This is a genomic window from Planococcus alkaliphilus (assembly GCF_057031095.1).
This window is the reverse complement of sequence record NZ_CM168060.1, coordinates 1,278,846-1,292,783: the sequence shown is the minus strand read 5'-3', so window position 1 is coordinate 1,292,783 and position 13,938 is coordinate 1,278,846. Positions and strand designations below refer to the sequence as shown.

Here is a 13,938-nt window from a genome sequence, read left to right as displayed (position 1 = left end):
CCCAAAACCAAAAGGAATAACTGCCGATGCAATTTTTACAAATAAAAAAGAAGGCCCGTTTCTGGCCTTCTTCCTTATTTCATCAACTACACTTTTCTTGAAGCTGCTCTGCCTGCTCTTTTTTCAACGGACGGTCATATAGCAAGGAAGTGACAATGGCGATTGCCACCAATACCGTCACGAGCACAAATAATGCCGGCATCCCGTAGACGTCGACCATGACACCGCCGAGCAGCGGCCCGACCATGCGCCCGCCTGTTGCCACGCTGTTGACGATCCCTTGATAAAATCCTTCACGGCCTTTCGGAGCAAGCTGATTCGCAAGTGCCGGCACAGCAGGCCACACGAACATTTCCCCGAAGGTCAAAATGGCCATTGCCACAATGAACATCGAGAAATCCTGCGCAAATGCAACGACGACATAAGAAACCATCATGATCAAAATGCCGATGATCAATTGCTGCTTGATATTGTCTTCGATGCGTTTCATGATTGGTCGGATGAAAGGCTGCCCAGCCACGATCAATACTCCGTTCAATGTCCATAAGAAACTATATTGTGTTAACGTAATGCCGATTTCCTGTGTGTAGGCGGAAATTGTCGACTGCCACTGCACATATCCGACCCAGCAAAGAAAGTATCCGGCTGAAACAATCATCAAGGCATTGAAAGGCGCCTTTTTCCGTATCTTTTTCCCTTCATTAATAACCGAAGTATGCGAAATCGGAGATATCGACATGGACTTGAATCCAAATAAAGCAATGAAAAAAAATAGGATATACATGGCTAGATTCGCTCCAAAAATGTAATCAAAGCTATAGGCTGCTAAAATCCCCGCCATTGCAGGCCCAATCGCCACTCCGACATTCTGAGCCAAGTAAATGGCATTAAAAGCTTTTCGCCCGCCTTCTGGCCAGACTGTCCCAACCATCGCGTACATGCTCGGAAAAACGATTCCTCCGCTAAAGCCGATGATGGTATAAAAAACGACAAAAGGCAAAAACTCGTGCCATACGGCTAAGCCTGCTAACGCGAAAATGGTGATGATAATCCCACCCATAATCGATTTATAGCCGCCAAATTTATCGAACAAGACACCGCCGAGTAAGTTCCCGACAACCGCTGCCCCAGCGTTGCCCATCAAAACAAGGCCAGCAAGCGATAACGATTTCCCTAAATGATCGTGCATATATATGGTAGTTAATGGCCACAAAAACGAATTACCCGTTACATTTACGAGCATTCCGATGATTAAGAGCCAGACGCGTTTCGGCATGAAAATTCTTCCCTTCGCACTAAATTCCAAGAGTCATTGTATTCCTTTTGAACCGTCTCTACAAGAGAAATATATCGATATCTTAAAGACAGATTTTTCTGCCGTTGAAGCGGCAATTTTACACATGCTACAATGGAAAAAAGAGGAGTTGTTTACGATGGAAATGAACTTGCCTTTTTCTTCTGACGGCAAACGCTATTACACATGGAATCGGCATTTGCGCGACCATTTCGGATTTAAAGTGATGAAAATCGCACTCGATGCCGGCTTTGATTGCCCAAACCGTGATGGTACAGTTGCGCACGGCGGCTGCACATTCTGCAGTGTCGCCGGCTCTGGTGATTTCGCAGGAGACCGGGTCGATTCGATTCCCGTCCAATTCGATAAAATAAAAGAAAAAATGCACCGGAAATGGAAAGACGGGAAGTATATGGCGTATTTCCAGGCCTATACGAATACCCATGCTCCACTTTCGGTGATCAAAGAAAAATTTGAAGCGGCGCTTGAACAGGAAAATGTCATTGGCTTAAGTATCGCAACGCGTCCCGACTGCTTGCCGGATGATGTGGTTGATTACCTCGCCGAATTAAACGAACGGACGTATTTATGGGTGGAGCTCGGCTTGCAAACCGTCCATGAACGCACCGCGCTTCTTGTGAACCGGGCGCATGATTTCCCTTCGTATGTGGAAGGCGTCACAAAACTTCGGAACCGCGGCATCCGCGTATGCACCCATATCATTAATGGCTTGCCTCTTGAGGATCGCGATATGATGATGGAAACTGCCCGGGAAGTGGCGAAGCTGGATGTCCAAGGGATTAAAATCCATCTGCTTCATTTATTAAAGGGGACACCGATGGTGAAACAGTATGAAAAAGGAATGGTTGAATTTCTTGAGAAGCAGGATTACATCCATTTGGTTGCAGATCAACTGGAAGTGCTGCCGCCTGAAATGGTCGTTCAGCGGATTACCGGAGACGGCCCTATCGACTTGATGATTGGTCCGATGTGGAGCGCCAATAAATGGGACGTGCTAAACGGCATTGATGCCGAATTGGCCGAGCGGAATTCGTGGCAGGGAAAAAATTACCGGGAGTGTATCAATGCATGACTTTGCAGCGCGTATTGCCTTATACAAAATTTTTATTGGAACAAGCGGTCGAAACGGGTGACTGCGCCATCGACGCTACTGCAGGAAATGGCCACGATACGCATTTTTTGGCAGGGCTCGTCGGCGATGGCGGTAAAGTTTTTGCTTTCGATATCCAGGAAGAAGCGATCCGAAACACACGTGAGCGTGTCCATGGATTTTTACAAGTCGAACTGATTCATGACAGCCACGCGAAAATTTCAAGCTATGTGAAAGAACCGATTGCTGCGGCCGTCTTCAATCTCGGCTATCTGCCAAAAGGTGATCACAGCATCATCACAAAATCCCGGTCTACATTAGATGCCATTGAGCAATGCCTAAGCTTATTGAAGCCAAAAGGCGTTGTACTGATTGTCATTTATTCCGGGCATGAAGGCGGCAGCGAAGAGCGGGATGCAGTATTGAATTTTGTTACTGAGCTGCCGCAAGCTGCATACGATGTTTTGCAGTACGGCTTTATTAACCAGCGCCATTCGCCGCCATTTTTAGTAGCTATTGAAAAGAAATAGAGAAAAGCAGAAGGCTGTATTCAGCCTCCTGCTTTTTTAATATCTATTCGCTGTTGCCCCTAGTACAGCTGCTCGAATCATCGGCTCCACAGTAAACTCTTTTAATTCTTCAGCAGTTCCTGTTACGATGGCCCCTGTAATTTTCAAGGTTTCAGGGGTAGCTTCGATTTTTCCGTTTTCAGTCAATGCCTCATGTAGATGTGCTGCTTCCCCTGTTGAATCTTTCTCGTTTTTCAGCCACTTAATATGCTGGATAAACATGGAAGCCGAATCTTCATTCATTTCTTCTATTCTTGATGAAAAGCCGAACGCATCTTCGCCGCTGACCGGCTCCTGCACACTTTCTTTTCTGTTTTCAGTTTCCACATCCACCCAGTACCAAGCGAGCTGATCTGAAAATTTTTCTCGAACTTCATTTATCGTGTAATCTTGATCAAATGAAAATGCCATTTCAACTACTTGATGATTTGGAATTTCCTCTAAAACACCTCGGTCATCGGGCAGCACTGAATAGTTTGCCGTTGGGTAGTAAAATTCCACTACCCGTTCTCCTTGGAAAAACAACGGAATCCGATTATCGTTTATACTGCCGGAGCTTGTAACCATTGCAGCTTGCACTTCTCGTGAGGTCCCGAAAATAGAAAACACTTTTTCATGCTGCCCCCATGGAATCGGAACACCTCCGATTTCTTTAAAGCGCTCAGTCTTGACCGTCGTTGAAAAAGGCGTATTCGTGTAGATGGATCCATTATTTTCAACATTGGCGCCTTTGATGAATTGCCACATATAATCTTCCTCAATTGTTGCTTCTGCATTTCGGTACATCATAAATGTCCCAATCCAAAATAAAGCGCCAAACAACAATACGGATACACTGGTCGAGATGAGAATGTTCCGCAGCAGCGACTTTCTTCTGGCTTTCTTTACTAGTTTTGAAAATCCTTTGTCCGTTTGGAATAACTTATGATTTTCACTCATACTCCTGCCTCCTATGTTCTTTGATAAATTCTTTACGTGCTCGGTATAAAGTCGTCTTCACCGATTCTTCTTTCAGCTCTGTCAATGTTCCAATTTCTCTTACGGCCAGTCCCATGCTGTATTTCATCAATAAAAGCTGCCTATGCTTCGGCTTTAGCTTCTTCAGCACATTTTCTATCCCTTTTCGCGTTTCGTTTTGCATCAAAGCTGCTTCAGGCGTTGCTTCTTCAATTAACTTCTGAAAATTGAATTTCAATAAAATTTCTTGTCGTCTGGAGCCTTTACGGTATAAATCATAATAGCCGTTGACCGCGACCCGGAAAAGCCAACTTTTTGCATGCTCAGGATTTACAGAATCAATATAAAGAAGAAACTTATAGGCGGCATCTTGAACGATATCTTCAGCATCTTCTCTGGACGCACCTATTTTCATCAAATAATTTTTAATCATTTTTATCTGCTCGTATAACTCTTTCTCCATCATCGAATCGCTCATTTACCGGCCTCCCTTCTTATAAACGTTCTTGTAAGATTAAAGTGAACAATTCCTTGCTGGATTATTAAATACTGCAAAAAGATGCACTTTATTCAACATCATTTCTTTAATTGGTCGCCAAACTTGTTCTCCTTGAACACAAAAGGCGATGCCCTTTTTCGGCATCGCCCCTTCTCGCTCACTTTACATAAACAACTTTAAACCGCTCACAGACCAACAGCATCGTATCGGAATAAGCCAGATTGTGTACTCTCAATTCCTCTGCAAAAAACTGTTCATGGGCATTCCACCAAAAACTATAATCCCCTTCGCCTTCTGCCAAAGCAAAGTCGATCGGCACTTCATTCATCGGCAAAACAGATACTTCCGTAATTTGAATGATTGCGGCAGGCATTTCTTTTGCATCAAGGACAATATTGTACTGACCCACTTGAGGCAGCGCTTCGTTTTCGATTTCATATAAAACACGTGCGGAACACGTTGCTGTTTTCTTGCCTTCAACCACAAGACTTGCAAGCCAATCTGCATCAGCTCCAAATTGGAAGGCTTCCGCTGCTGTATCCGGAGTCCGTTTTTCGCTTTCCCAGTAGTCCTTCCAAAACTTCAGAGCTTGTGAATTCATGTCCATCCTCTTTTCTTCTTTGTAGGCACCTAAAGTTGGCGCAATTGCTATTTCATTAGCCATCAATTTCTACACGGCCGTCTTCCCAAATCCGAATGGGCTGGTAGCTATTCAAAAACCCGAGAGCTATATTCCCTGTCGAATTCATTTCCGTTATTCCTTCTATGTATGCAGATTCATCAATAATCAATCGGTAGAAATAACAAGTTCGACCGCCTGTATCCGAAGATTCTTCCAATACGATTTTTTCTCCATACTTTTCTTCGAAAAAACGAAACGCCGCTTCATGATTTTCAAATGCCGGCATTTCAAGAACCTCTTGCTGTGTAATTCGTTGCATTTCAGTCATGCTCATACCTCCGCTATCCATCATTACATCTTAGTTTAACCGAATATTCCATCCCTCGTCATTTATTAGATGGAAACGGCAGCTCACCGCAGCGCAGATATTGGTATACTGTTTGATAAGACCCTAATAATCAGAATGAAGGACGGGATGGATTGAAACACTTAACCCCAACAGGCGAGTTTATTTATACATATGCCTATCATCAAGATGAAAAAGACCTATGCCTGTTAGAGATGCGTTCTTTTTTTGGAAAAGATACAGAAGAGAAAATCCTTAAAAGCAAGAGGGCCATCGAGCCTAGCAGAAGCCCATTCATCAAAGAACGGATTGAATTGCTGTTTGAAGGAACAAAATTAGATGATGTCATCAACCAAGCAGCTGCTATAAATATGGAGAATTCTACATTCAAAATCATTTTCCCGAAACTGAACGGCCTTTCACCGACTGATCAAATCGAATACACGGAAAAACGAAGCATCGAACGGCAGATTGGATTTGTCATCAAAGGAAAAGCGGATGTCCATCATCCGGACGTCATTTTCGGGTTGATCCTATTCGGCGGCCGGTGGTATTTCGGCCATTATTTGCAAAGTGAGTCTGTCTGGTTCAAGCATCAGCAAAAACCGCGTGAATACTCGACAGCACTCAGTACAAAAGTGGCGCGTGCACTTGCCAATATTGCCGTACCTGATCCAATCGGAGTGAAAGCGATCGATCCTTGCTGCGGCATTGGCACTGTACTGGTCGAAGCGTTGTCGATGGGCATTGATATTGTCGGGCGCGACATCAACCCTATTGTTGTCGAAGGTTCACTTGAGAATATTAAACATTTCGGTTTATCGGGTGCTGTCGAGTTGGGAGCCATTGCCGATATTAAGCAGCAATACGATGTGGCCATCATCGACATGCCTTACAACCTTTATACAAGTGCTACCGAGGCCGAACAACAAGGGATTCTCAAAGATGCATTGCCTGTCACCGAAAAATTGCTTGTGGTGACAATCGATCCGATCGACTACATGATCGATGAAGCCGGGTTTTCGATCACCGATCGCTGCTTGGTGAAAAAAGGCTTGTTTCTTCGGGAAATTCTTGTTTGCGAAAGAACGAAGGTTCTGCAAGAAGCTTAAGCTATCAACAGATTCACACAATGAAAAAAGCACCCGGAGAATATTCTCCGGGTGCTTTTGCTCTTCTCTACTAATGCGCCAGCATATCACGTACTAGCCCTTCTGCATCTAGGTCTGAAGGATAATACGTTGGCCAGTGCGTAACTTCCTCCAATAATTCTTTCCGGTCCGCTCCCCAATACAAATGGAAATGCGAAGATTTGACCGGATAGATATTGTGGTCACTAAACTGGATAAACGCTGGTGCTTGTTCGGAGCCTCCCGTCTTTTTGAAAATAAAACGGACCCCGCGATTTCCTTTTTCATACGCCAAAATTTCATAGCCGTCTGAGGCATACTCTCCTGAATATTCCTCTTTCCCATCAAAAAAAGTTACACTCCCGTCTTTGATTAAAACTCGATTGACATCCGTTATGTAGCCAGTCGTATAGTATTCTTTGTATTCTTCTGCTGTCATATCGCCAGTTTCAGCTTTGTGGGCAAAAACTTCATCTAAATCCCCTGAAACGAGATAAGGGTAAACAGATTGCCAATCCCCTTCCCAATCCGATAATTCCCGGTCTGCTACTTGTTCGTCTTCAAAATAACCGTCATAGATTTGAGTTGTGGCTTCATCATGGCCATGATGGTCATCAATCGCAATTTCGGCAGGTGCCGACTGGACTTCTGACGCTTCGCCCTCACCGTAAAAGACCGCTTTAATTTCTGCTATTTCACTCGTTGCTTTTCCGGTAAAATCGGCTGATTCCTGTCCAGAAACCATTTCCCATTCATCGGAGCTGCTAGCCCTGCTATACCAGTGCCAATGGCCGCCTCCAGCTTCTTCTTTTAAGAATGCTGTCAGCTCGATTTCATCTCCTGTATGATAATGTGCTGCCAACCCTTCAATCAATACGCCTTCAGGCACTTCCTGATCCGTTTTTTCGCTTTCTGAATGAGCCCGCTGCTCAGTGGCGCTGCCCGTGTTTGTTTCGTCAGTTGACTGGCATGCGGCTAATGCCAAAACCAATAGGAATAACCCGAGTCCTTTTACTATTTTCTTCATTTTCTATTCCTCCTGAAATTGAATGTCTTTTCTTTATGTACAGTCTTTCAAAATCCAATTGCCCTTCTTTTATTCGTAATCATTACGTTTTGAAAAACTGCAAAATTTTTTCTTTTACTATGTATCAAAATTTTTGGCTCAATTAAAAATTTCAGTTCAGCCAGATATAATGTACCAGTAGTTGCAATCCACTATATTCCCTTCCGCTCCTTTTGATTGCATTTTATAAATTGTAATCATTACGTTTTATAGATTATATTTATTTTGTCCTAATTGCAAGCCTTTTTTTATATTCCCGTGCAATAAAAAAACATCCGCAAATGTTGAGAACATTTTACGGACGTTTATTCGACTTAAGAACCGATTCAATTTTTCAAAATTAAATCATCTAATTGCTTTGCCGTTTCTGCATTTCTTCTGCCACTAATCGGTAAGAAGCCAATTTGTCGGCGAAATCATACGTGATGGTCACAAGCATAACTTCATCCGCACCATAGCCTTCTGCTAATTCTTCCAAAGCATCGACTACTTTTTCAGGTGTCCCGACAATCATCCGTCTACGGTTTTCTTCCACCAGCAGGCGTTCGAATTTAGAATACGGATAATTGAAGGCGCGCTCAGGCGGCGGCGTGCCGTTTGATGGCATTCCTTGTGCGCCCATGGCAAGTGATAAGTCCATCGAAGACGCCACCCATTCCGCTTTCTCTTCCGTTTCTTGGCATACAACGAAAATCGCTACGCCTTGATACGGTTTTGATCCATCCATTGATTCGAAACCGTCGCGGTAAGTTTTGGCAAAACTTTGGCCGCCTTCTCCATTGATAAACTGCGCGAACATATAAGGCAAGCCTTTTTCAGCAGCCAATTGCGCAGAACTCTGGCTCGAACCCAGCACCCAAACCGGCGGTGCTGAATCTGTTACCGGCGTCGCTTTCATGCCGTAGTACGCATGGTCTTCCGGAATCCGATCTTCCAAATACATGCGCAATTCGTCTATTTGAGCAGGAAAACGGTCTACATCCCGTTTCCGTCCTTCATTCAGCGCATAGCTCGCCCGCGGCATTCCACCCGGCGCCCGTCCGACCCCGACGTCAATCCGTCCCGGATATAAAGTTTCAAGGAGCTTAAAGTTCTCAGCCACTTTAAAAGAAGAGTAATGCGGCAGCATGACCCCTCCTGAACCGAGTCTAATCGTATTTGTCATTGCCCCCAAATGGGATATCAATATTTCCGGTGAAGAACCTGCGAGCGTCGTAGCATCATGGTGTTCGGAAACCCAAAATCGCGTATAGCCCCATTTCTCTGCCATTTGTGCGAGCTTCGCTGTTTCTTTCAGCGCTTCCTGGGGTGTACGGCCCTCTGAAATCGGCGATTGATCTAATATACTAAAGGCTAAGGCCATGTCATCCCTTCTCTCACAAAACTTATTGCACCACGTATCCTAAAGAACGCAAAACATTCTTGATAAATAAATGCGAAGAAATAAAAATGTCTTCGCGTTCTGGCTCCTGGAATAAATCGTGGTAAGCATTTGTCCATTCTTTGTAGCTGAATTCCTTAAGATTTTGCTGTTTGAGCCAGCGTTTCGCTGTTTCTTTATCCGTGATCATATCCTGTTCTCCTGTATGGATAAATACCGGAATGTCCGGAAATACCCCTTTGCTTTGGGCAAGCAGCTTTAAGTAGGATTGAAGCTCATGATACCAGCCTACCGAAATTTCGGTCCGATAGAAAGGATCCTCTTTTTCCTGCTCGATCACTTCTTGGTTCTTGGTCAATTCTTCGATGGAAATATGGTGATTGATCTTTACTCGGGAAGTCACTTTATGAAAGCCGGTCAAAGCATTCGAAAATTTAGAAGGTGTCTTGATCAATTGCAGCCAAGGCGAAGTGAAAACAACTCCGGCGATATCCATTCTATTTTTGGAAAGCACACTCATCGCAAGAGTCGCCCCTAAGCCGTGAGCCACGATAAATACCGGCAATTCGTTTTCCATCGCGACTTTAACCGCTGTCTTTATGGATTTCTCGTAGTCTTCAAACGGTTCCCGATGCGCCGTATCTTTTTCCGCATTTTCGCCATGCCCAGGCAAATCTCCCATGATGACATGGAAATTGGCGCCACGCCAATGATCGATTTGCCAAGAATATCGAAGATGATGTTCATATGCACTATGAATGAGGACAACTACAGCTTTTGCCGGTCCGATGGATTCCCATTTCCACATTTCAAGCCACCTCTTTCTCTTGCGCAGGCTGCAACGCCATTTGACCTTTACGCTTATTTTGATAGGATTAGTATTATCTTATCTTTTTTACTGGAGGTTTTCCATGATTTACCCATTCAAAGACAAACACCCATCCATTCACCCCTCAGCTTTTATCGCTGACCATACTACGATTACCGGCGATGTCGTTATCGGTGAAGATTCTTCGGTCTGGTTCAACACCGTCATCCGCGGCGATGTCGCACCTACCATTATCGGCAAGAAAACCAATATCCAAGACCTATGCATGCTTCATCAAAGCCCAGGGAACCCGCTGATTTTGGAAGACGAAGTCACTATCGGCCATCAAGTGACCTTGCATAGCTGCAAAATTCGCAAAGGTGCGTTAATCGGAATGGGCTCCATCATCTTAGATGGGGCCGAAGTCGGAGAAGGAGCATTCATCGGAGCCGGCAGTCTCGTTCCGCAAGGCAAAGTCATCCCTCCTGGCATGCTGGCATTTGGACGGCCCGCAAAAGTGGTGCGCGAGCTGCGCAAAGAAGACATCGAAGACATGCAGCGCATTGTCCGGGAATACGCTGAAAAACGAGCATACTACAAATCGCTTCAATAAATAAAGACGGCTGAGCAAATTTGCTCAGCCGTCTTTTTATGTGTTTCTATTGAGCGGATTGCTCTTTCAAAGCTGCTGCTTTGTCCGTGCGCTCCCACGGAAGATCAATATCCGTGCGGCCGAAATGGCCATATGCTGCCGTTTGTTTGTAGATTGGACGGCGAAGATCCAACATTTTGATGATCCCTGCTGGACGCAGATCAAAGTTTCCGCGTACAAGCTCGATCAATTTGTTTTCTTCTACAGTGCCTGTTCCAAACGTATCGACTGCAATTGATACCGGGTGAGCTACGCCGATTGCGTAAGCTAGCTGTACTTCGCAACGTTCAGCAAGGCCCGCTGCTACGATGTTTTTCGCTACGTAGCGAGCTGCATAAGCTGCAGAACGGTCCACTTTTGTTGCGTCTTTCCCTGAGAAAGCACCGCCGCCGTGGCGCGCATATCCACCGTAAGTATCTACGATGATTTTGCGTCCAGTAAGGCCCGCATCCCCTTGTGGCCCACCGATTACAAAGCGACCAGTTGGATTGATGAAGTATTTTGTTTCTGCATCGATCAAGTGTGCAGGAACCACTTCGTTGATGACATATTCTTTAATATTGCGCTGGATTTGCTCAAGCGGCACTTCTGGATGATGCTGAGTCGAAATAACGATTGTGTCCACACGCAATGGTTTATTGTTTTCATCGTATTCGATTGTCACTTGCGTTTTGCCATCCGGGCGCAAGTATGGAAGAATTTCTTCTTTCCGCACTTCTGCAAGGCGGCGCGCCAATTTATGCGCTAAGGCAATCGGAAGCGGCATGAATTCTTCTGTTTCGTTAGTTGCGTATCCAAACATCAGACCTTGGTCTCCTGCTCCGATATCATCTAGTTCTTTATCTGTCATTTGGCCTTCACGCGATTCAAGCGCTACGTTGACTCCGGCAGCAATATCCGGTGATTGTTCATCAATCGCTGTCAAAACGGCACTTGTTTCAGAATCGAAACCGTATTTTGCACGGGTATAGCCAATTTCGCGAACAGTTTCACGAACTACTTTCGGAATATCCACATACGTAGAAGTCGTGATTTCACCGGCTACTAAAACTAGTCCTGTAGTTACGGTTGTTTCGCATGCAACGCGTGCATTTGGGTCTTCTGCTAAAATCGCATCCAAAATTGCGTCTGAGATCTGATCGCAAATTTTATCCGGATGTCCTTCTGTTACTGATTCTGACGTGAATAATCGACGGTTTGTCAAAATGTGTTCCTCCTTAGATCCTGCGAGATTGCTCTCGAAATTGATACGGTACTCGTTTCCCATGTCAAGTCCGTTCCCAAAAGGGATTGAACTTTAAGCCGTTGTGGCTCTTGTACACGAGGATTAAGGGCAAAATTTCATAAAAAAATCCCTTCCATCATATACATGAGGAAAGGAGAAATCATCAGTAGCACCTTTCACTCTTATCGTCCAAGGCCTTGTGCCTTGCTTCAGGTTTGGCACCTTCTCTGCATATTCGCAGCAGGTTGCCGGGTTTCATAGGGCCTGCCCCCTCCACCAGCTCGGAATAAGAGTATCCGTTCAATTTTTCATCATACGGAATGTGCTTAGCGATGTCAACGTTTTTAATGACCAACTCTTTCAATAAAAGATATAATGGTTTTATTGGCCTCCAAAAAGCACATTATTTACGTTTTTTTCGATTCCCTTTGTTATTAGTATAGACTATTTAACACAATGTGTTATACTAATCTTCGAATATACATCCTCCCCATTCGCAATGGGAATAACCGAAAAGGAAGGTACATATAAATGAATCCAGTGAATATCAAAAACGACCTAAAGGATCTTTTAAATGGCCAAAACGTGCACGTTCAATTATCTGTTCCACAATTAGTGGAAGCTGCAACATCCCGTGGGGAAGCGGTATTAACTCGAGAAGGCGCTGTAGCAGCCGAAACCGGCAAATATACAGGCCGCTCGCCAAAAGATAAATACATCGTTGATGAGGCAATTTCGAGAGACAAAATAGATTGGGGCAATGTCAACCGCCCGATTTCTTCGGAAATTTTCGAGAACCTTTATGCAAAAGTGATCGATCACTTGAAGCAAAAAGATGCTCTATATGTATTTAAAGGCTTTGCTGGAGCTGACCATGAGTCACGCCTGGCGATTCAAACCATCAATGAGTATGCATGGCATAACCTGTTTGCGCATCAATTATTCATTCGTCCGACAAAAGAAGAGCTGGCAGCGCATGAAGCAGAATTTACGGTTGTCTATGCGCCTACCTTCCATGCAGATCCGGCTATTGATGGCACAGATTCTGAAACCTTCATCATTGTATCGATGGAAAAGAAAATCATCTTGATCGGCGGAACAGAATACGCCGGCGAAATGAAGAAATCGATTTTCTCCATCATGAACCACATCTTGCCGGAAAAAGGGATTCTTCCGATGCACTGTTCAGCGAACGTCGGCAAAGATGGGGATGTAACCTTGTTCTTCGGATTGTCCGGTACAGGGAAAACGACCTTGTCAGCAGACGGCGACCGCAAATTGATCGGCGACGACGAGCACGGCTGGTCGGATAACGGCGTTTTCAATATCGAAGGCGGCTGCTATGCGAAGACCATCAATTTATCGCGTGAAAACGAACCGCAGATTTATGACGCTATTCGTTTCGGATCGGTTCTTGAAAATGTTGTTGTAGATCCGGAAACGCGCATCCCTGATTATGACAATGGTTCCCTAACTGAGAATACACGAGCAGCTTATCCGATTCAAGCAATCGATAATATTGTAGACCCGTCTGTAGGCGGACACCCTAAAACTATCGTGTTCTTGACGGCTGATGCATTTGGCGTCTTGCCTCCAATCAGCAAACTGTCAAAAGAACAAGCGATGTACCACTTTTTAAGCGGCTATACATCTAAACTTGCGGGCACAGAACGCGGTATCACAGCACCTGAAGCCACTTTCTCAACTTGCTTCGGTTCACCGTTCCTTCCGCTTCACGCAACTGTGTATGCAGAAATGCTGGGCGAGAAAATCGACGAACATGGTGTGGAAGTCTTCTTGGTAAACACAGGCTGGACTGGCGGCGAATACGGTGTCGGAAGCCGTATGAAACTTTCTTATACCCGTACAATGGTGCGCGCTGCGATGAAAGGCGAATTGCACAATATCGAGACAGAAAAAGAAGCAATCTTTGGCTTGGAAATTCCAAAAGAAATTCCGGGCGTGCCTACTGAAGTCTTGAATCCACGCAATGCATGGACAGATAAAGACGCATACGATCAAAAAGCTAAAGAACTTTCATCTAAATTCCAAGACAACTTCAAAAAGTTCGGTACAGTAGATCCAGCCATCAGCCAACTTGGCGGACCGGCTCCACTGTCATAAGCAAACAAACGGAAAGAAGCTCTCCAGTTAATATGGAGAGCTTCTTTCCGTTTGTCGAGAAACTGGTTGAATTGGAGCATCTGCTTCTATAAACCGCACTTCGGCGCTATGGACAAGGCTCCCACAATAAGCCGAGAAGACCACTCGTCTTATT

Annotated in this window: 14 protein-coding genes and 1 riboswitch; of the genes, 5 read left to right on the top strand and 9 right to left on the bottom strand. The window is 44.8% G+C overall.

The window, feature by feature from the left end; genetic code table 11:
• Window positions 1-82: 82 nt before the first annotated feature.
• Window positions 83-1,276, bottom strand: a complete 1,194-nt coding sequence (locus tag AC2EXB_RS06745; protein ID WP_483604177.1) for an MDR family MFS transporter — start codon at window positions 1,274-1,276, stop codon at window positions 83-85.
• 157 nt (window positions 1,277-1,433) lie between these two features.
• Here AC2EXB_RS06745 and mnmL point away from each other — a divergent pair, with 157 nt between their 5' ends.
• The gene (gene mnmL / locus AC2EXB_RS06740) at window positions 1,434-2,387 is read left to right on the top strand and encodes a tRNA modification radical SAM protein MnmL/YtqA (protein WP_483604176.1); all 954 of its coding nucleotides are present in this window, start codon (window positions 1,434-1,436) and stop codon (window positions 2,385-2,387) included.
• A complete protein-coding gene (gene mnmM / locus AC2EXB_RS06735; protein WP_483604175.1) occupies window positions 2,384-2,935 on the top strand; it encodes a tRNA 5-(aminomethyl)-2-thiouridylate-methyltransferase MnmM in 552 nt (183 codons plus the stop codon). The genes mnmL and mnmM overlap by 4 nt, the downstream gene beginning before the upstream one ends.
• A 36-nt stretch (window positions 2,936-2,971) precedes the next feature.
• On the opposite strand, the gene AC2EXB_RS06730 is transcribed toward mnmM, so the two are convergent.
• The 4 genes from AC2EXB_RS06730 to AC2EXB_RS06715 all read right to left on the bottom strand — a co-directional run bounded on the left by AC2EXB_RS06730 (window position 2,972) and on the right by AC2EXB_RS06715 (window position 5,380).
• Window positions 2,972-3,913 (bottom strand): anti sigma factor C-terminal domain-containing protein, encoded by a 942-nt coding sequence (locus tag AC2EXB_RS06730; RefSeq protein ID WP_483604174.1) that lies wholly within the window; start codon window positions 3,911-3,913, stop codon window positions 2,972-2,974.
• Window positions 3,906-4,409 carry an RNA polymerase sigma factor gene (locus AC2EXB_RS06725; RefSeq protein ID WP_483604173.1) on the bottom strand — a complete coding sequence of 168 codons (504 nt, stop codon included), beginning with the start codon at window positions 4,407-4,409 and terminating at the stop codon, window positions 3,906-3,908. Before AC2EXB_RS06725 ends, AC2EXB_RS06730 begins: the two co-directional genes overlap by 8 nt.
• A gap of 178 nt (window positions 4,410-4,587) precedes the next feature.
• The gene (locus AC2EXB_RS06720; RefSeq protein ID WP_483604172.1) at window positions 4,588-5,031 is read right to left on the bottom strand and encodes an ASCH domain-containing protein; all 444 of its coding nucleotides are present in this window, start codon (window positions 5,029-5,031) and stop codon (window positions 4,588-4,590) included.
• 55 nt (window positions 5,032-5,086) lie between these two features.
• Window positions 5,087-5,380 (bottom strand): hypothetical protein, encoded by a 294-nt coding sequence (locus AC2EXB_RS06715; RefSeq protein WP_235198830.1) that lies wholly within the window; start codon window positions 5,378-5,380, stop codon window positions 5,087-5,089.
• 152 nt (window positions 5,381-5,532) lie between these two features.
• Between AC2EXB_RS06715 and AC2EXB_RS06710 the strand changes: the two genes are divergently transcribed.
• Window positions 5,533-6,510, top strand: a complete 978-nt coding sequence (locus tag AC2EXB_RS06710) for a TRM11 family SAM-dependent methyltransferase (protein WP_483604171.1) — start codon at window positions 5,533-5,535, stop codon at window positions 6,508-6,510.
• A 70-nt stretch (window positions 6,511-6,580) separates the two neighbouring features.
• Here AC2EXB_RS06710 and AC2EXB_RS06705 read toward each other — a convergent pair whose 3' ends face one another.
• The 3 genes from AC2EXB_RS06705 to AC2EXB_RS06695 all read right to left on the bottom strand — a co-directional run bounded on the left by AC2EXB_RS06705 (window position 6,581) and on the right by AC2EXB_RS06695 (window position 9,783).
• Entirely contained in the window at window positions 6,581-7,555 is a 975-nt protein-coding gene (locus tag AC2EXB_RS06705; protein WP_483604170.1) for a ZinT family metal-binding protein, read from the bottom strand.
• A 388-nt stretch (window positions 7,556-7,943) separates the two neighbouring features.
• Window positions 7,944-8,957, bottom strand: a complete 1,014-nt coding sequence (locus tag AC2EXB_RS06700) for an LLM class flavin-dependent oxidoreductase (RefSeq protein WP_483604169.1) — start codon at window positions 8,955-8,957, stop codon at window positions 7,944-7,946.
• A gap of 22 nt (window positions 8,958-8,979) precedes the next feature.
• Complete coding sequence (locus AC2EXB_RS06695; RefSeq protein WP_483604168.1) at window positions 8,980-9,783, bottom strand: alpha/beta hydrolase; 804 nt, start codon at window positions 9,781-9,783, stop codon at window positions 8,980-8,982.
• Window positions 9,784-9,886: 103 nt separating this feature from the next.
• On the opposite strand from AC2EXB_RS06695, the gene AC2EXB_RS06690 reads away from it, so the two are divergent.
• Window positions 9,887-10,396 carry a gamma carbonic anhydrase gene (locus AC2EXB_RS06690; RefSeq protein WP_483604167.1) on the top strand — a complete coding sequence of 170 codons (510 nt, stop codon included), beginning with the start codon at window positions 9,887-9,889 and terminating at the stop codon, window positions 10,394-10,396.
• Window positions 10,397-10,442: 46 nt separating this feature from the next.
• On the opposite strand, the gene metK is transcribed toward AC2EXB_RS06690, so the two are convergent.
• Window positions 10,443-11,639 carry a methionine adenosyltransferase gene (gene metK / locus AC2EXB_RS06685; protein ID WP_483604166.1) on the bottom strand — a complete coding sequence of 399 codons (1,197 nt, stop codon included), beginning with the start codon at window positions 11,637-11,639 and terminating at the stop codon, window positions 10,443-10,445.
• A gap of 200 nt (window positions 11,640-11,839) precedes the next feature.
• Window positions 11,840-11,953: riboswitch (SAM riboswitch) on the bottom strand.
• A gap of 238 nt (window positions 11,954-12,191) precedes the next feature.
• Between metK and pckA the strand changes: the two genes are divergently transcribed.
• On the top strand, window positions 12,192-13,784 hold the full coding sequence (gene pckA / locus AC2EXB_RS06680) for a phosphoenolpyruvate carboxykinase (ATP) (RefSeq protein ID WP_251478319.1): 1,593 nt from the start codon (window positions 12,192-12,194) through the stop codon (window positions 13,782-13,784).
• Window positions 13,785-13,938 lie beyond the last annotated feature (154 nt).